The organism is uncultured Spongiibacter sp., assembly GCF_964011655.1.
GTDB classification, from domain to species: domain Bacteria; phylum Pseudomonadota; class Gammaproteobacteria; order Pseudomonadales; family Spongiibacteraceae; genus Spongiibacter; species Spongiibacter marinus.
In genome coordinates this window covers 49,072-66,545 of record NZ_CAXGPO010000008.1, presented here as the reverse complement: position 1 = coordinate 66,545, position 17,474 = coordinate 49,072, and the positions used below count along the sequence as shown (strand labels likewise).

At 53.2% G+C, this 17,474-nt stretch carries 17 protein-coding genes and 1 tRNA gene; 1 reads left to right on the top strand and 17 read right to left on the bottom strand.

The window, feature by feature from the left end; translation table 11 throughout:
• Positions 1-11: 11 nt before the first annotated feature.
• The 14 genes from ABNS66_RS06055 to adk all read right to left on the bottom strand — a co-directional run bounded on the left by ABNS66_RS06055 (position 12) and on the right by adk (position 12,560).
• Complete coding sequence (locus tag ABNS66_RS06055) at positions 12-926, bottom strand: OmpA family protein (protein WP_286694092.1); 915 nt, start codon at positions 924-926, stop codon at positions 12-14.
• Positions 927-1,107: 181 nt separating this feature from the next.
• On the bottom strand, positions 1,108-1,941 hold the full coding sequence (locus ABNS66_RS06050; protein ID WP_286694091.1) for a hypothetical protein: 834 nt from the start codon (positions 1,939-1,941) through the stop codon (positions 1,108-1,110).
• 311 nt (positions 1,942-2,252) lie between these two features.
• Positions 2,253-2,329: transfer RNA gene (locus ABNS66_RS06045), tRNA-Pro, on the bottom strand.
• Between the two features lie 43 nt (positions 2,330-2,372).
• Complete coding sequence (locus ABNS66_RS06040; protein ID WP_027872676.1) at positions 2,373-2,729, bottom strand: MerR family transcriptional regulator; 357 nt, start codon at positions 2,727-2,729, stop codon at positions 2,373-2,375.
• On the bottom strand, positions 2,710-3,012 hold the full coding sequence (ihfA, locus tag ABNS66_RS06035; protein WP_022960519.1) for an integration host factor subunit alpha: 303 nt from the start codon (positions 3,010-3,012) through the stop codon (positions 2,710-2,712). The genes ABNS66_RS06040 and ihfA overlap by 20 nt, the downstream gene beginning before the upstream one ends.
• Before the next feature lie 5 nt (positions 3,013-3,017).
• Positions 3,018-5,384 (bottom strand): phenylalanine--tRNA ligase subunit beta, encoded by a 2,367-nt coding sequence (gene pheT / locus ABNS66_RS06030; protein ID WP_286694034.1) that lies wholly within the window; start codon positions 5,382-5,384, stop codon positions 3,018-3,020.
• A 51-nt stretch (positions 5,385-5,435) separates the two neighbouring features.
• A complete protein-coding gene (pheS, locus tag ABNS66_RS06025) occupies positions 5,436-6,452 on the bottom strand; it encodes a phenylalanine--tRNA ligase subunit alpha (protein WP_286694033.1) in 1,017 nt (338 codons plus the stop codon).
• Between the two features lie 129 nt (positions 6,453-6,581).
• Positions 6,582-6,938, bottom strand: a complete 357-nt coding sequence (rplT, locus tag ABNS66_RS06020) for a 50S ribosomal protein L20 (protein ID WP_027872679.1) — start codon at positions 6,936-6,938, stop codon at positions 6,582-6,584.
• A gap of 32 nt (positions 6,939-6,970) precedes the next feature.
• Positions 6,971-7,165 carry a 50S ribosomal protein L35 gene (rpmI, locus tag ABNS66_RS06015; RefSeq protein WP_022960515.1) on the bottom strand — a complete coding sequence of 65 codons (195 nt, stop codon included), beginning with the start codon at positions 7,163-7,165 and terminating at the stop codon, positions 6,971-6,973.
• A gap of 48 nt (positions 7,166-7,213) precedes the next feature.
• On the bottom strand, positions 7,214-7,753 hold the full coding sequence (gene infC, locus ABNS66_RS06010) for a translation initiation factor IF-3 (protein ID WP_084497834.1): 540 nt from the start codon (positions 7,751-7,753) through the stop codon (positions 7,214-7,216).
• A 2-nt stretch (positions 7,754-7,755) separates the two neighbouring features.
• Positions 7,756-9,681, bottom strand: coding sequence for a threonine--tRNA ligase (thrS, locus tag ABNS66_RS06005; RefSeq protein ID WP_286694032.1), 1,926 nt, complete (start codon positions 9,679-9,681; stop codon positions 7,756-7,758).
• A gap of 184 nt (positions 9,682-9,865) precedes the next feature.
• On the bottom strand, positions 9,866-10,687 hold the full coding sequence (locus ABNS66_RS06000; protein WP_286694031.1) for a hypothetical protein: 822 nt from the start codon (positions 10,685-10,687) through the stop codon (positions 9,866-9,868).
• A 110-nt stretch (positions 10,688-10,797) separates the two neighbouring features.
• Positions 10,798-11,787, bottom strand: coding sequence for a ferrochelatase (gene hemH, locus ABNS66_RS05995; protein ID WP_286694030.1), 990 nt, complete (start codon positions 11,785-11,787; stop codon positions 10,798-10,800).
• A gap of 125 nt (positions 11,788-11,912) precedes the next feature.
• Positions 11,913-12,560, bottom strand: coding sequence for an adenylate kinase (gene adk, locus ABNS66_RS05990; RefSeq protein ID WP_027872684.1), 648 nt, complete (start codon positions 12,558-12,560; stop codon positions 11,913-11,915).
• Positions 12,561-13,106: 546 nt separating this feature from the next.
• Here adk and ABNS66_RS05985 point away from each other — a divergent pair.
• Complete coding sequence (locus ABNS66_RS05985; protein ID WP_204995578.1) at positions 13,107-13,442, top strand: type 1 pili tip component; 336 nt, start codon at positions 13,107-13,109, stop codon at positions 13,440-13,442.
• 11 nt (positions 13,443-13,453) lie between these two features.
• Here ABNS66_RS05985 and mazG read toward each other — a convergent pair whose 3' ends face one another.
• From mazG to cysM, 3 genes are read right to left on the bottom strand one after another with little or no spacing between them, the layout of a single operon-like run.
• Positions 13,454-14,266: a nucleoside triphosphate pyrophosphohydrolase gene (mazG, locus tag ABNS66_RS05980; protein WP_286836992.1), complete on the bottom strand. Its 813-nt coding sequence runs from the start codon at positions 14,264-14,266 to the stop codon at positions 13,454-13,456.
• A complete protein-coding gene (gene relA, locus ABNS66_RS05975; RefSeq protein WP_286836990.1) occupies positions 14,266-16,500 on the bottom strand; it encodes a GTP diphosphokinase in 2,235 nt (744 codons plus the stop codon). The genes mazG and relA overlap by 1 nt, the downstream gene beginning before the upstream one ends.
• Before the next feature lie 55 nt (positions 16,501-16,555).
• Entirely contained in the window at positions 16,556-17,443 is an 888-nt protein-coding gene (gene cysM / locus ABNS66_RS05970) for a cysteine synthase CysM (protein WP_204995581.1), read from the bottom strand.
• Positions 17,444-17,474 lie beyond the last annotated feature (31 nt).

The following is a 17,474-nucleotide window of genomic DNA, read 5'->3' as shown; positions in this document are numbered from 1 at the left end:
GTCCTTAACCTTTAGCGAGCATCAGATTCGACGCTGTTCTTTGCCGCTCGCATCTCGACACGTCTATTCTCTGCGCGAGCCTGGGCCAAGTCACGTCCGCTCAAACCCTCAACACTTACCTTTGGCTGTCTTTCACCGAAGCCAACGGCCTGCAAACGCTGCACCTCAACACCTTCGGCAGCGAGAAAACGTACCACGGCCTGAGCACGCTCTAAAGACAGGCGCATATTATAATCATCATCACCGCGGTCGTCGGTGTGGCCGACAACCTCAATTTCAATTTTCTTAAAGCGCTGTGAATTCAGGATATTGGCGGCCTGCCTGAGGGTAGCCGCAGAAGAAGCGTCGAGCAAAGCGGTATCACTGGCAAAGCTCACCCCGACGAGACGCAGTGTACGCCCGGCTTCGAAATGGCAACCCGAGGGCAATACAATCGCCTCAGCAGGCGAGTTTGGGCAGAGATCTACTTCGTCACATACACTGTCGCGATCCGCATCACGGCACTGCGCCGCAGCAGCGGACCGCGCTAAGGGCTTTTTTGCGCGATTACCATCAACCCTCGCCCCCTCGTCACTCGCTTGCGTGTCGTCGGAAAGCTCTATGGTAAGCACTTCAGGAATAATGTCGCCGTCTCCGGCGGTGTCTTGCAGGAATTCAATAACCGAGCTCTCACCGCCCAAATTATCGAGTAAGGGTGCTAAAGCGTTCCCCCCTCCCTCTACTTCAAGAGGAGACGCTGGCGCTCCCAGCAAAAGGATGTCTTGCCCGGCGATTCCGGCCCCTAACACCGCATCGTCGCTCAAAACATCTAGCGACAACACCGAAATATCATCTTCGCCGCTACCGGCTCCTGGCACGGTAACATCCACCCCGATACCCAGTACATCGACCGAAATCAACTGTGCCTGCGCAATCGGCGCTGCCATGAGCAAGCCGATAAGGAAGGATTGTATAAATGCCCGAAAATTCAAGTGTCGATGCCTATCTGCCGGAACATGACCCAAATTTATATTATGCGTTATTGTGATATAGCTAGCTGAAACTTGAAAGTAAAAAAGCCGGCTCCCTAAGGAAACCGGCTCTACTATATCAGGTCAACACGCCTCGTTAAGGTGTTGGCAATTCAAATACCGGCTCTTGGCCGTCAAACCCGAATGAAAAGCTGAAAGCCGCTGACTCGAAAGAAAACGCTAGTGAAAGCGGCAATGCACTGGGCTCAGAGTCGCTATCACCGCCCTCAGATGGCGCGGGGATAGGCAGTACATCTAATACTGGCTGAAGAGGGTTATCACTTTCACCGCCCTCACCGCCAGCTGCGGCGCTCTCAAATTGGTCAACAAGGGGCTGCAGCGGGTTGTCGCCCTCTCCACCACCCTGAAGCTGATCAAGCAGAGGCTGAAGCGGGTTGTCGCCACCGTCACTGCCGCCCTCCGGCGCAAATCCCATCAAGTTCTCTTGCAGATGTGCAAACAGCACTTCCAGTGTCGGTGGAATGGCTTCCACACTCGCTTGAACGGCGGTTGGGTCGGTTGCCAGGGTATCAACGACATCAGTCACTGCGTCTACGGTTCCGTCCTTGCCCGCCAAGTCATTGGCCAAGTCGTCAACCGTCTTCGTCAGCTGCAATGCGTATGGCGCAAGAGGGTTTTCACCACCGCCCTGAAGCTGGTCCAAAATGGGCTGCAAGGGGTTGTCACCGCCACTACCGCCGCCCTGCAATTGATCCAGGATCGGCTGCAGAGGATTATCGCCACCACCATCGAGCGCTGAGAGCTGAGAATCGATTTCGTTTAACGGCGCGATGATTGCGTCGAGCGGCGTTCCCGCCAAGCCTTCAGCAAGCGGTTCGATAATTGGCGCCAAAGGGCCAGCACTTGAGAGTGATGATGCAGCCGCGATGGCTGCCGCTAATGACAGTTGTTTCATTGATAGAGTTTTCACAGCATGTCCTCCAGACATTTTTTGTTTTTCCGCGAACAGAATCTACGTTCTGCTTTATTTGTGTTATAGGCGGATAATACGCGTTTATACGTATTGATTATAGTGATTCAAATCACAAAAGCCTGCGTTATGTGAAAAGCAGCTGATTGGAGGTGGCAACTTGCTTGAATGGCGTATTGAATCAGTCAGTTACTGACCGAGTATATGCAGGATAAGGGGCATCGTTAGAACAGCATGCTATGCAGCAAGCCGGATTAAATAAAATAACAGTCTAAAAATGAAAAAGGGCCGCTGAAGCGGCCCTTTAAATATGGTCGGAACGGCAGGATTCGAACCTGCGACCCCCACACCCCCAGTGTGGTGCGCTACCAGACTGCGCTACGCCCCGAAATGAGGGGCAGAATCATACCCCAACTAAACAGCACTGTGAACTATCTTTTTAGATCTTTTAACAAATCTTCCAGTTCACCGATTAACTGTTTAATCAATAACTTGGACTGGGCGGAATCGCCTTTAGCCTCATCCCCCGACATGCGCTGCCGCGCACCACCAATGGTATAGCCTTGTTCATATAACAGGCTGCGGATTTGACGAATCATCAGCACGTCTTGGTGCTGATAATAGCGGCGGTTACCCCTGCGCTTAACGGGTGCCAGTTGAGGAAACTCCTGCTCCCAGTATCTCAGCACATGCGGTTTGACGCAGCAGAGCTCGCTGACTTCACCTATCGTAAAGTAGCGTTTTCCCGGGATCGGTGGCAGCTCGTCGTTATGACTTGGTTCCAGCATAGTCCTCTACCCTGGATTTCAACTTTTGGCCTGGTCTGAAGGTCACCACTCGCCGAGCAGAAATGGGAATTTCTTCACCGGTTTTGGGATTGCGCCCAGGCCGCTGGCTCTTATCACGCAGGTCAAAATTGCCAAAGCCGGAAATTTTGACCTGTTCATTATTCTCTAAACAGTGGCGAATCTGCTCAAAAAACAGCTCGACAAGCTCTTTCGCCTCACGCTTGTTCAGACCGAGCTCTTCATAGAGGCGCTCCGCCATTTCTGCCTTGGTGAGGGACGTCATCACATTCAGTTCCTTAAACTGGCCCCGAAGCGATCCTGCAACGCCTGCACTACCGCCTCTACAGATAGGGTAACTTCTTCCTCATTAAGAGTGCGGGATGAATGCCGGTACGTCAAGCCCAGGCCCAGGCTTTTCCTTTCTGGATCAATACCTTTACCCTGATAAATATCAAAGAGCTTCAAGTTAACCAACAACTCCCCGGCCGCGCTCTGCACACAATCCAGAACGGATTGCGCGGTCACATCGCTAGGCAAAATAACCGCTAAGTCACGGCGGAGCTCGGGATAGCGCGAAACAGGTTTGAACGCAGGCACACCTACTTCGAGCAGTGCATCGAGGTCTATTTCGAAGAAATACACGGCCGATGGCAAATCCAAGTCACTCTGTAGCGAGGGGTGAAGCGCACCAATGCGTCCAACGCAGTGCTCTCCTTGATAGACATTTGCTGTTTGCCCAGGGTGCAGCGCCTTGTGCTGCGCCGCCTCAAATCGCAAAGGTGTCGCGGCAGGGGTAATCAGCGCTTCTAAATCGCCCTTAAGATCGAAGAAATCCAGCAATTCGCCACCTGAACTCCAATTTTCCGGATCTCGTCGCCCAGACAACAGCGCACCCAGCGTGGGAATCTGCGCCAAGCCCTCAGCGGATGGCACAAAACGCTGCCCAATTTCAAAGAATCGCAAGCGCGCCTGCTGACGCTTGCTATTGTATTCCGCGGTCTTCAAGAGGCCTGGCAGAAGAGAGTCACGCATCTGCGCCATATCGGCGCTAATTGGATTCAATAAGGTCACGCAATCTTCGCGCTCGGAGAGTTTCGCGTTGAGCACAGGGTCGACAAAACTGTAGCTAATGGCCTCCTGGTAACCACGGGATACCAAGTGCTGCCGTAAATCCATGACAGCTCGCTGCCCTTCCGGGCGTGACTTTATAGCCAGCTCCGAGCGAATGGGTTTAACCGGCAGGCGATTATAGCCATATACCCGGGCGAGCTCTTCGAGCAAGTCCACTTCGATGGCAATATCAAAACGCCAGCTCGGCGGGGTTACCATCCAGCCGCTGTCCTGACGCTCTACCTGCATACCTAAGCCTGTCAGGATTTGCTCGACTTCTTTAGCCAGCAACGGCATCCCCAGCATTTTCTCAATACGCGCCTCACGCAAGATTACAGGGCTGCGGCTTGGTAAAGCATCACTACTCGCCTCGGTCAACGGCCCGGCTTTGCCACCGCATATTTGCAATATTAATTCGGTGGCGCGCTCAATTGCTCGTTCTGCCAGGGCGAAGTCCACACCACGCTCAAATCTATGCGACGCGTCAGTGTGCAAACCATAGGAGCGCGCCTTGCCGGCAAGCTTCTCTGGGGTGAAAAATGCAGACTCCAAGAATAAGTCTTGAGTCGCAGCAGATACCGCACTGCTCTGCCCGCCCATAATGCCGGCGAGCGCCAACGGTTTCTCATCATCGGCTATTAACAGGCTGTCGTCACGAAGCTCCAACGTTTGCCCATCAAGCAACTCAAGGCTCTCGCCTGGCGTTGCCGTGCGCACGTGAACGGCGCCGCTGATAGCCGATAAGTCAAAGGCATGCATGGGCTGACCGAGTTCAAGCATAACCAAGTTGGTGACATCCACCACAGGGTCAATGCTACGCGAACCACAGCGGCGCAATTTTTCTTGCAGCCACAAAGGGCTTTCTGCCCCCATATTCACACCACGCACCACGCGGCCCACATAGCGCGCGCAGTGATCCGGTGCCGCAATCTTTACGGTTAGCTGATCGTCGATGGAAGCTTCTACCGCGGCCTGCGCTGGCTCAGCAAACGCCATATTATTGAGAACGGCCGCCTCGCGGGCGACCCCTCGAATACTGAGGCAATCGGCGCGGTTTGGGGTCAAACCCAGCTCGATAAGCTTATCGTCAAGCCCTAGGTAACTACGAATATCCTCACCCAACGGCGCATCGCTGGGCAATTCGAACAGGCCATCAGACTGCTCCGCCATTCCCAGCTCTTGCTCGGCACACAACATACCAAAAGACTCTACGCCGCGCAGCTTGGCTTTCTTTATTTTGAAATTACCGGGCAGGATCGCCCCTACCATGGCCATGGGCACTTTGATTCCTACCCGAGCATTGGCGGCGCCGCACACAATTTGGAAACTTGCCTGGCCATTACTCACTTGGCAAACTTGCAGCTTGTCGGCGTCAGGGTGGCGCTCTGCAGCAGTAATCTCAGCAACAACCACACCGCTAAAATCACCTGCGACAGGCTCAATGGCATCGACTTCCAAGCCGGCCATCGTCAATTGTGCAGACAAATCGTCACTGTCCACACCGGGGTTTACCCACTCTCGCAACCACTGTTCACTAAATTTCATGCTCTATCCGTATCCGACTGTTAACGTTGCCTAGCTAGTAGCTCGATGCATTTACTGGAATTGCTCGAGGAATTGCAGATCATTTTCGAAAAATAATCGCAGGTCATTGACGCCGTAACGCAGCATTGCAAGGCGCTCCACACCAATACCAAACGCAAAGCCGCTGTATTTTTCAGGGTCGATATCAGAGTATTCGAAGACCTTGGGGTGCACCATTCCGCAACCGAGAATTTCAATCCAGCCGGTGTGGCTACATACGCGACAACCCTCACCCCCACACATCACACACTGAATGTCGACCTCTGCCGACGGCTCTGTGAAAGGGAAATATGACGGCCGAAACCGTACGGCGAGGTCTTTTTCGAAAAAGGCGCGCAAAAACGATTCCAGCATGCCTTTCAGGTCGGCAAAACTGGACTCCTGGTCAACGAGCAAGCCTTCAACCTGATGAAACATCGGCGTGTGCGTCAAGTCGGAATCACAACGGTACACGCGCCCCGGACAGATCAGCTTTAGCGGCGGCTCACTGGACTCCATCACCCTCACCTGCACGGGCGAGGTATGGGTACGCAGTACCGTACTGGCATCAACGTAGAACGTGTCGTGCATCGCCCTCGCCGGGTGGTGGGCAGGGATATTTAAGGCTTCGAAGTTGTGGTAGTCATCTTCGATTTCAGGCCCTTCAGCGATATCAAAACCAATACCTTCAAAAAATTGGCTGATGCGCTCTATGGTCTTCGTTACCGGGTGCAGGCCACCCAGCTGCTGACCGCGGCCAGGCAGGGTCACGTCGATAGTTTCGGCCGCCAATTTTTCTGCGACAGCAGCCTCTTCCATCTTAGCCTTTCGCTCGCCAATTTGCTGCGCAAGTGCCTGCTTAACCCTATTGATCTCGGCACCCGCTGCCGGGCGCTCCTCGGCCGATAATTTGCCCAAACCTTTGAGCAACGCGGTGATATGCCCCTTCTTTCCCAGGTAATCAACACGTAATTGCTCAAGGGCACGCCCATCATCTGCCGCAGCGATTTTCTCTGCGGCCTCGGCGGCCAAGGCTTCAAGATTCTCCATTCCCCACTCCTGACTCAGGTACTCGGCTGGTAACTGCCGGGCGCAAGCGCCCGAAAAAAAAATAGGGAAAGAGCGAAGCTCTTCCCCTATCCAATAGTGATATCTACAACCGCTGGGCGGTGGCAGGCATCAGGCCAGAGCTGCTTTCGCGCGTTCTACCACGGCAGCAAAGGCTTCTTTGTCGTGCACGGCTAAGTCAGCCAACACGCGACGGTCCAGTGCGATCTCTGCCTTTTTCAAGCCAGCAATCAAACGGCTGTAATTCAAGCCATTGGCACGAGATGCAGCATTAATGCGGGTGATCCACAGTGCACGGAAAGTACGTTTCTTAACGCGGCGATCGCGGTAAGCGTATTGACCGGCTTTGATTACCGCCTGCTTAGCTACACGATAGATGCGCGAACGCGCTCCGTAGTAACCCTTGGCTTGCTTCAAAATCTTTTTATGACGACGGTGTGCTGTCACACCACGTTTTACGCGGGGCATAGTCTATTCCTTATCTGTTGAGATGACGGTAATCAAATGGCGCGAAGCATGCGGTCGACCAGAACTTTGTCCGACTTGTGGACAGCACTGGTGCCACGCAGCTGACGCTTACGCTTGGTGGTCATCTTGGTAAGGATGTGACTCTTGTGGGCGCTTTTACGCTTATAACCGCTACCGGTTTTTTTAAAGCGTTTTGCCGCTCCGCTGTGTACTTTAACTTTTGGCATCGTTAGATACTCCGCATTGCATCAATCAATTAAGCAGGCCCTGAGAGCTCACTGCTTTTTCTTTTTCGGGGCAATCACCATCGTCAGCTGACGACCTTCCATTTTTGGATACTGTTCTACAGCGCCGTATTCAGCGAGGTCTGCTTCCACTCGCTGCAACAACTGCATACCCAGCTCCTGGTGGGCCATCTCACGACCGCGGTAACGGAGAGTTACCTTGGCTTTGTCCCCATGCTCGAGGAAACGTATCAGGTTGCGCAGTTTTACCTGATAATCCCCGTCATCCGTCCCAGGTCGGAATTTAATTTCCTTAACCTGAGTACGAACCTGGTTTTTTCGGGCCGCAGCTTGTTGCTTCTTGGCCTCGAAAACATGTTTTCCATAATCCATTATCTTGCAGACCACCGGATCCGAGTCCGCAATCTGCACTAAGTCTAGGCTGGCTTCCTGGGCGGCAGTTAGCGCCTCCGCTAGCGGGACAATGCCCACCTGGTTACCTTCAGCATCGATCAACCTGACTTGACTGGCTTCAATATCTTGATTTATCAGTGCGCGTTTACCGCGCCCTTTTGCGTTATCGCGTTTAATTGCTAGCTCTCCGATATTGCACGGCTGCGGGCAGCCACGCCTTCGGCAAGGATGCTCGCTAACTCATCAAGTGAGATCGAGCCCAGATCCTTACCACCTCTTGCACGCACTGCTACAGTCCGACTTTCCACCTCTTTATCCCCAACTACCAGGATATAAGGCACCTTCTGAATTGTGTGCTCGCGGATTTTAAAGCCGATCTTCTCATTTCTCAAGTCCGAGTCGACCCTAAACCCACGATCTTGCAGGAATTCTTTCACTTCTGACACATATTCACCCTGTGCATCGGTGATATTGCAGACCACCGCCTGCACCGGCGCAAGCCAAAGCGGGAATGCGCCCTCGTAATGCTCGATCAAAATACCGATAAAGCGCTCGAAAGACCCCAATATTGCCCGGTGCAGCATTACCGGCGTCTTGCGCTGGCCGCTCTCGTCCACATATTGCGCGCCCAGGCGGCCCGGCATTGAGAAATCAACCTGAATCGTCCCCAACTGCCAAACCCGACCAATACAATCCTTGAGGGAAAATTCAATTTTTGGCCCGTAGAAAGCGCCCTCTCCTGGCAGCTCTTCCCAGGGCAAAGACTTGCTATCCAAGGCTAGTGCCAGCGCCTCTTCGGCCCGATCCCAATCCTCGTCGCTACCAACCCGCTGCGCAGGGCGCGTCGACAGGCGATAGATAACGTCACTGAAACCAAAATCGGCGTAGACGTCGTGCAAAAAGTCGATAAATTGTGCCACTTCCTGCTGAATCGACTCCTCCGCGCAAAAAATGTGAGCGTCGTCCTGGGTAAAACCACGCACTCGCATAATTCCATGCAGGGACCCTGAGGGCTCGTTGCGATGACACGAACCAAACTCTGCCAGCCTCAGGGGCAGATCCCGATAGCTGCGCAGTCCCTGGTTAAATACCTGCACGTGACAAGGGCAGTTCATTGGCTTCACAGCCACTTCACGCTCATCAGCCTGCAGGCGGAACATGCCATCGCTAAACTTGTCGGCGTGTCCCGACTTCTCCCACAGCGAAATATCAACCAGCTGAGGAGTTTTAATCTCTTGATAACCATGCTTGCGCTGCTGGTCTCGCATATATTGCTCAACAGCCTGATATATGCCCCAGCCCTTGGGGTGCCAAAACACCATTCCTGGCGCCTCTTCCTGCATGTGAAACAGGTCGAGTTTTTTAGCAACCTTGCGGTGATCCCGCTTTTCCGCCTCAGCAATCCGGTTCAAATAGGACTTAAGGGCCTTCTTATTCGCCCAGGCAGTGCCATAAATACGCTGCAACATGGCGTTATTCTGATCGCCTCGCCAATAGGCACCGGCCACCTTGGTGAGTTTAAAGGCTTTCAAACGGCCAGTACTGGGAACATGGGGCCCCCGGCACAAATCCATCCACTCACCCTGCTTGTAAACTGAGATCTCCTCTCCCTCAGGCAGGTCGTGGATAATTTCAACTTTATACTCTTCGCCCATATCGGCGAACGTTTTAGCCGCCTCTTCACGCGACATTACCAATCGCTCGACAGCTAAATCCTGCCCGGCGATGGCCTCCATTCGTGCCTCGATTTTCTGCAGGTCATCAGGTGTAAAAGCACGCTCAAAGGCAAAATCGTAGTAGAAGCCATCTTCCACTGTTGGGCCAATCGTTACCTGCGCGCCCGGGAACTCCTCCTGAACAGCCATCGCCAGCAAATGCGCCGTAGAGTGACGAATAATCTCCAGGCCCTCTTCGTCGCGATCGGTGATAATCGCCAGGTTGGCATCTTGCTCGATAAGGTAGTGAGTATCGACGAGCTCACCGTCCACCCGCCCGGCAAGAGCCGCCTTGGCAAGGCCTGGACCAATGTCGGCCGCTACACCCTCAACGGTAATCGGCGTGTCGAATTCACGGGTACTATTATCGGGGAGAGTAATAACAGGCATGACTGTTCCTTATCCAGTGGTGGCCGCTACGATAGGCCACATGTAAAACGCTATTGCGCAAAAATTGGGGCGGCTATTATGAACACCGATCCCAGGCTCTGCAAGGCTTAAGCCGCAAACAAAAAACCGCGCCGTAGCGCGGTTTATCTACTGACTCTGGAGGGGTATCCAGAGGCGCTAATACTCAGCTACTGGCCTTGTCTGGCGTGGCAGCCGCTTTCTTTGCCGGTGCCTTTTTCGGCGCTGACTTCTTAGCAACTACTTTCTTCTTCGCAACCTTCTTAGCCGCCGCTTTTTTAGGGGCACTTTTCTTCGCGGCGGTTTTGCGAGCTGCTGACTTTTTAGCGGCAGCTTTTTTAACCGCCGCCTTTTTAGATGACGCCTTTTTCTTGGCGGTTGGCGCCGCTGCAGGCTTGGATGCGGTCTTTGCCAATGCCGCTTTGGCAGGCTCTGACAACTTGGCTGTCAGTTGTTTGACCGCCATCTTGTGCTTGCTGACAAGTTTGCGCTCAATAGTAGCGAGCTTCGCTTTGTCCTCTGCGTTGCGCTTTTTGATAAACCGCTGCTCGAACTGTTTAACTGCTTTGGCTAAATCAGCGTCTGCCTTACTCGCCAGCGCTTCGGATCGCTCTTGAATTTTTTGGCGAACCGCAGCCTCCGAGGCAGAGATTTTTGCAATGACTTTTGCATCAGCTAATGCCGACTTACTACTGGCAACCTTCGCACGTACTGTTCGCAATTTTTGGTTTGCCTTACTTGCTGCAGCCGACGCACGCTTGGCAGCATTTTTATCTACCGCCTTGGCCGTTTTCTTTGCCTTCGCCTTAGCAGAATCTAGCTTCGCTTTCGCTGCTGCTACCGCCTTGCGTTCTTTAGCTAACATCGCCTCAACTTTCTTCAAACCTTCCTCGGCTTTTTTAACGACGGCATTTCCGGGGGAAGCGGCTTTTTTAGGCGATGTTTTCTTCTTTGCTGCAGTGGCAACTTTGCGCTTTGCTCTTGGCATTTTATTCTCCTTGGCGAACAGCGTTATGCTATTTGTTTAAAAAATAGCATACATAGTAAGCAGCGCAAAATTTTCGCAAAAAAATCAAACGCTTTGTCTAACTTAACGACTTACTTTTTCAGAGACTGAGAAACAAATGGACGACACAATTCCAGCATCAAATCTTGATGGGCATCGCTATCATTCAAACACGGGATGTAATTAAAGCCTTCCCCACCGTGCTCCATGAAAATCTCTTTTGCTTCGCCATCTATCTCTTCCAGTGTTTCAAGACATTCAACAGCAAACGCTGGACACATTACGTCCAGGCTTTTCACCCCTTCTGCCGGCAACGCTTCTACAGTTCTGTCGGTATAGGGGGTTAACCACTCAGCCTTACCCAGCCGAGATTGAAATGTTCTCAGCCACTGGGTGTCATCCAGTTCAAGGTACTTGGCCACGGCCTCTGCGGTTTCATTGCAATGCTGTTCGTAGGGGTCGCCCAAATCCACATTTCGCTTCGGAATTCCGTGAAACGACATGAGTAAGCGCTCTGCCCGGCCGTTCTTCTGCCAGTGTGCTTTAACACTTTCCCCAAGGGCCGCCACATAGGCCTCATGGTTGTGGTAATTGCGCAGCCATGACCACTGAGGTATGTCCCGCATGCGAGCAAAGCAGCGATATACGGCATCCATCGCGGCCGCCGTGGTAGTCGCTGAATACTGTGGGTACAACGGCACAAAAAAGATGTTTTCGACACCGGCGTCGCAGAGCTCATGTATTTGAGACTCCACACTGGGCTGCCCGTACGTCATGGCAAGCCGCACCGTGATATCCGCATCCGGGTACTCCTGAGAGAGTTTGCTGGCAACCCCCTCAACTAAACTTTCTGAAAAATGCCTGAGCGGAGAGGTGTCGCCAAACCATATTTGTCGGTAGGCCTTTGCCACACGAGGTGAACGAAAAGGAAGAATAATAAGATAGAGTATCGCCAACCAAATAAGCCTGGGAACCTCGACCACGCGTCGGTCTGACAGAAACTCCCGCAAGAACCGCCGCACCCCAGAGGTATTGGGAGTATCTGGCGTACCCAAATTGATAAAGACTACCGCTGTTTTCATTTTTCACTTTCCAAGGCGTGCGAGATGCATCTTACGCGATTGAACAAACATTCGGTTTATAGCAAAAAAGAAAAACGGCGCCTAAAGGCGCCGCAAATCGTAAAACCAGACTGCCACAACAGCGCCTAGTCTTGAAGCGCCTCGAGCACGCGCCGGGTAATTTCGTCTACGGTGCCCACGCCGTCAATGCGCGAATAGCTAGGCGCATTTTCTCCGTCCAGCTCACTGTAGAAAGCGACCAGGGGCTTGGTCTGCTCATGGTACACGTTCAGACGGTTGCGAACAGTCGCTTCCTGGTCATCTTCACGCTGAATCAAAGGCTCGCCGGTAAGGTCATCTTTGCCTTCTTCTTTAGGTGGATTATAGACCACATGGTAGGTACGACCCGATGCCTCGTGAGTTCGGCGGCCACTCATGCGAGTCACAATTTCTTCATCAGCGACAGCGATCTCCAGCACGTGATCGATATCAACGCCGGCCTCTTGCAGAGCCTCAGCTTGAGGAATGGTTCTGGGAAAGCCGTCAAATAGGAATCCGTTTACGCAGTCTGACTGAGCAATACGCTCCTTAACCAAGGCGATAATGATGTCGTCGGACACCAGGCCACCCGTCGTCATAATATCTTTCACCTTCAGGCCCAGCTCACTACCCGCCTTTACCGCCGCACGTAACATGTCGCCTGTGGAGATCTGAGGAATACCAAACTTCTCAGTGATGAACTGGGCTTGCGTCCCCTTACCGGCCCCTGGAGGCCCCAACAAAATAACGCGCATGCGTAACAACTCCCAAAGGATTAAAAAAAGCTCTACGGCCAGTAACGGCGCCAACTAATGCGATTGGAATGGCTGGAACATACCTTGCAGCAAAAGCTCTGAATGGCTTTTCTACCAACGTCTGCAAACTGATTAGTCGGTCTCGACGGCTGAGGCGTCGAACTGGTCGCTTTTCAAAGCCGACAACGATACACAGCTAAAGGCCGACACACAAGCCTACTAAGGTCGAAGACCGCCCTGTTACTACACGACAGCCCCACCCTTAGGTAAGCGTCGATCTCTGAGCGGCAAGCTAGCGCCTCACTCATTGAATTGCACCTGTGGCAGGCAAAATGGCATCAGCCTTTGCGGCTGTGGCTAAAAATCGACCACTCGTCGCCATTCGTCGCGCATTTGAAATAAGCAAACGCCTCTTCTCATTCCTGTATTGGCGAATTTATAGCCGCAACAGGCGTGACGCAATTAGTGTGAACAGGCCCTAGGCAAGTCCCCAAGCTACGTACTAGTATCAGAGTGTGAATACTCTGCGATGACAGGAACTGGCAAATGAAAGTACGGGATTTGTTATCACTCTGGGAACAAACCGCCAGCAGCGGCTTAACCGAGGATTGCTACAAAATACGGCTGCCACTGGAGGACGCCGCCAAGCTGAAAGCGCTGGCAGAGCTCTATCCCAGGCGCCACGTTGAAGAGCTAATCACCGACCTGCTTAGCGCATCATTGAACGAACTCGAAAGCGCCATGCCCTATGTCCGCGGCAAAAAAGTTGTTACCACCGATGAACTCGGCGACCCCATCTATGAGGACGTTGGCCCTACGCCTCGCTACTTAAGCCTGACTGAAAAGCACATGTCAGCCCTGAGAAACCGCAACAAGCACTGACCACAAGTGGGCTACAGGCCCGCTTGTTTCGCATCTTGCCAATACTGCTCCAGTACGGCTCTCGGTGTCGCGGCAGTGCCTTCCTGCCCCCCGGCCTGCTGTTCTACATAGCGAAAGCGTCGCTCGAATTTCTGGCCCGCCGCTCGCAGTGCGCCTTCGGCGTCGTGCTTAAGATGGCGACTCAGGTTCACCACGGAGAAGAAAACATCGCCGAGCTCATCGGCTATTTCCTCTCTTTGGCCGCCATCTATCGCTTCTTTGAGCTCGGCCAGCTCATCTTCCAAGGCAGCCAATACACCTGCCACATCGTCCCAATCAAAGCCAAGACGACTCGCCCGCTTTTGCAGTTTTTCTGCACGATTAGTCGCTGGCAGCGCTAATGGAATATCATCTAGGGCACTCAACTGGGCCTTTCCCCGGCGCTCCTCTGCCTTGATTTCCTCCCAGCGCTGCTTGATTGCGGGTTCATCAGGCGGCGCTTCTCCACGCCGACTTTCCAAGGTTCCATCGGGAAAAACATGGGGATGACGGCGCAGAAGTTTGCGAGTGATGTCATCGACAACGTCGTTAAAGGTAAAGTCGCCCTGCTCCTGCGCCAGCTGGCTGTAAAAAATTAACTGGAACAACACGTCGCCCATTTCCTGGCGAATCTGATCCGGGTCAGCGCTCTCGATCGCATCGACGAGCTCATAGACCTCTTCGAGTGTATGAGGGACGATGCTTTTAAAGTCCTGCTTTTGATCCCAGGGACAACCATCTTGAGGGTCGCGCAAGCGCGACATCAGTTCGCGCAAGTCATCGATGCTATATTGCTTTGCCGCCATCATCCTTCCTTAACACGTTTCACCGCTACGACATTCGGCAAGCCATTTAGGCGGCTCAACAGGCCCGACAAAGCGCCGACATCACTAATTTCCAGGCGAATACGCATCGTGGCCATGTGGCTATTCGTGTCGGTAACCGTATTCAGGGAGATTACATTCACCTTTTCTGTGGCCAACTGCAGGGTGATATCGCGAAGCAGGCCTTGTCGGTCGAAAGCCTGCAACTCGATATCAACAGGATAGGTATCGGTTTGCTCAACTTCCCAGTCGACGGCAATAATTCGGTGCGGCTCCACGCTCTGAAGTTGCAGAAGCTTACTGCAATCTTGGCGGTGAACGCTCACGCCACGCCCCACGGTGATGTACCCCGTAATAGCCTCCCCAGGCAAAGGTTTACAGCACCTGGCGAAGTGCGTTAACAAGTTGCCAACGCCGCTGATCCGCACCTTACTGCTATCTTTGGAGGTTTTGCTCGGCGCCTTCAGGCGTGGCAGCACTTCTTCAGCCGCATTTTCATCTTGCCCGATCAGCTGGTTCGCCAGACGGACAATTTGTAGCATGCTGATTTCGCCAGCCCCCACCGCAGCGTACATATCCTCTACGCTGGCACAATGGGTTTGATCGGCGATGTACTTGTAGTCAACGCTATTGAGCGCAAGGCGGCGAAATTCTTTTTCCAGCAACGCGCGACCGGCAGCAATATTGTCTTCCTTAGCCTGCTGTCGAAACCAATGTTGCACTTTAGTCCGAGCCCGGCTGGTTTTTAGATAGCCTAGATTACTCTGCAGCCAATCGCGGCGAGGTTTGCTCTCTTTACCGGTGAGAATTTCAACGCGCTCGCCGGTATTCAGGGTGTATGTCAGTGGTACGATGCGGCCGTTCACTTTGGCGCCGCGGCAGCGATTACCCACCTCAGTATGGATGTGATACGCAAAATCCAATGGCGTCGCGCCGTTTTGCAAATTCACAACATGGCCATCTGGGGTAAACACGTAGACCCTGTCCTGGGCGCGGGTGAACTGCTCCGCGACGTCACTGCTGCTGCCACTTTCCTCATGCCAGTCCAATACCTGCCGCAGCCATGCAATTTTTTCGTCGTAGCTGTTATTACTCTTAGCGGTTTTGTCTGCCCCTTTGTACATCCAGTGAGAGCACACACCAAACTCTGCTTCCTCGTGCATGCTTCTGGTGCGAATTTGCACTTCAAGAACCTTGCCCTGGGGGCCTATCACCGCGGTATGGAGTGAGCGGTAGCCATTTTCTTTGGGGCTGGCGATGTAATCATCGAACTCGTTGGGAATATTTCGCCACAGGCCGTGGACCAGACCAAGCACGGCATAGCAAGCCTTTACATCCGGCACCAGCACGCGCACTGCGCGAATATCGTAGACCTGGGAAAAACCAATCCCCTTGCGCTGCATTTTCCGCCAGATGCTGTAAATGTGCTTCGCTCTGCCGGCGATATCGGCGTCAATGCCATCGGCCTTGATCGCCGTGGTAAGCGTGTGAATGACCTCGTCGATATAGTGCTGGCGGTCTAGTCGCTTCTCATCCAACAGTTTGGCAATTTTTTTGTATGCCGATGGCTGCAAGTAGCGAAAGCTAAGATCCTCTAACTCCCACTTTATGTGGCCAATACCCAGGCGATGAGCCAGAGGCGCGTAGATGTCGAAAACTTCTCTCGCAACACGATAGCGCTTCTCTGGGCGGTTCTTCACCGCGCGAATCGCCGAGGTTCTCTCTGCCAACTTAATCAGTGCAACGCGAACATCGTCGACCAACGCCACCAACATTTTCCGAATGGTTTCGCTTTGCGCCTCGGACTGCCCCAGCACCGGAACATCCAACTCTGCGTTAACTTTGGAAATGGCCGCCATTCCCAACACACCATCGACCAACTTCGCCACAGAGCCGCCAAATTGCTGCTCCAGGTCACTCAGCGATAACCTCGCTTCTCGAACTGCGCGAAACAAGGTCGCGGCAACCAGGCTGTCTTGGTCCAAATGCAGGTCGGCAAGAATTTCCACCATTTCCAGGGCGGTGAAAAAGCTATCCCCACTGACATCGGGCACTGTGCCCGAACTGCCGCTGGCGCACTGTTCGGCGAGCTCAAAGGCACGGAGCAACTCACTGCGCTCTATGACGCTGTCATCTATCGACAGGCGCTCCATCCAGCGCGGGATATCAACACGCCCGTCGGCTAACTGTGGGTAATCCTCTCGGACCTTTACCATGGTATTAACTCAATCATTTTCCGACTGGTTTCAAACAAGGCGGCAATACCGCCGCCTAGAAAACGCCGGTGGACAAATAGCGGTCACCGCGGTCACAAATAATGGCAACAATTACGGCGTTTTCCACCTGTTCGCTAAGACGAAGCGCTCCGGCGACTGCACCGCCGGAGGACACACCACAAAATATCCCTTCCTGCTCAGCAAGTGCTCGCATGGTTTTTTCAGCCAGTTGCTGATCAATATCCATCACCTGATCGACCCTTGGGGCCTGATATATTTTTGGCAGGTAAGCCTCAGGCCAGCGGCGAATACCGGGAATGCTAGAGCCATCTTCTGGCTGCAGCCCAACGATCTGTACACTGGGGTTTTGCTCCTTAAGGAACCGGGAGACGCCCATAATGGTACCGGTGGTTCCCATCGAGCTGACAAAGTGGGTAATACGTCCATCGGTCTGACGCCAGATCTCAGGGCCAGTTCCCTCATAGTGAGCCAGGGGGTTATCAGGATTTGCAAATTGATCCAGTACCTTTCCCTCGCCTCTTGCCTGCATCGCCAGGGCCAAGTCTCGAGCCCCTTCCATTCCCTCTTCTTGACTCACCTCGACAAGGGTGGCGCCATAGGCAGACATTGCCAATTTGCGCTCACTGCTCATATGGCTTGGCATGATCAGCACCATCTTATAGCCGCGAATGGCAGCGGCCATCGCCAGCGCGATCCCCGTGTTACCGCTCGTCGCTTCAATAAGCGTGTCACCAGGTTGTATATCGCCCCGAGCCTCCGCGCGCGCTATCATACTCATAGCCGGACGGTCTTTAACGGAACCAGCGGGGTTATTTCCCTCTAGCTTCAGCAAAATCGTATTACTGCTGTCGCGATTAAGGCGTTGCAACCTCACTAAGGGTGTATTGCCAATACATTGCTCAATGGTAGGAAAATCTGTCATTGCAGTAGAGACCTCAAGCCGACTTCAGCAG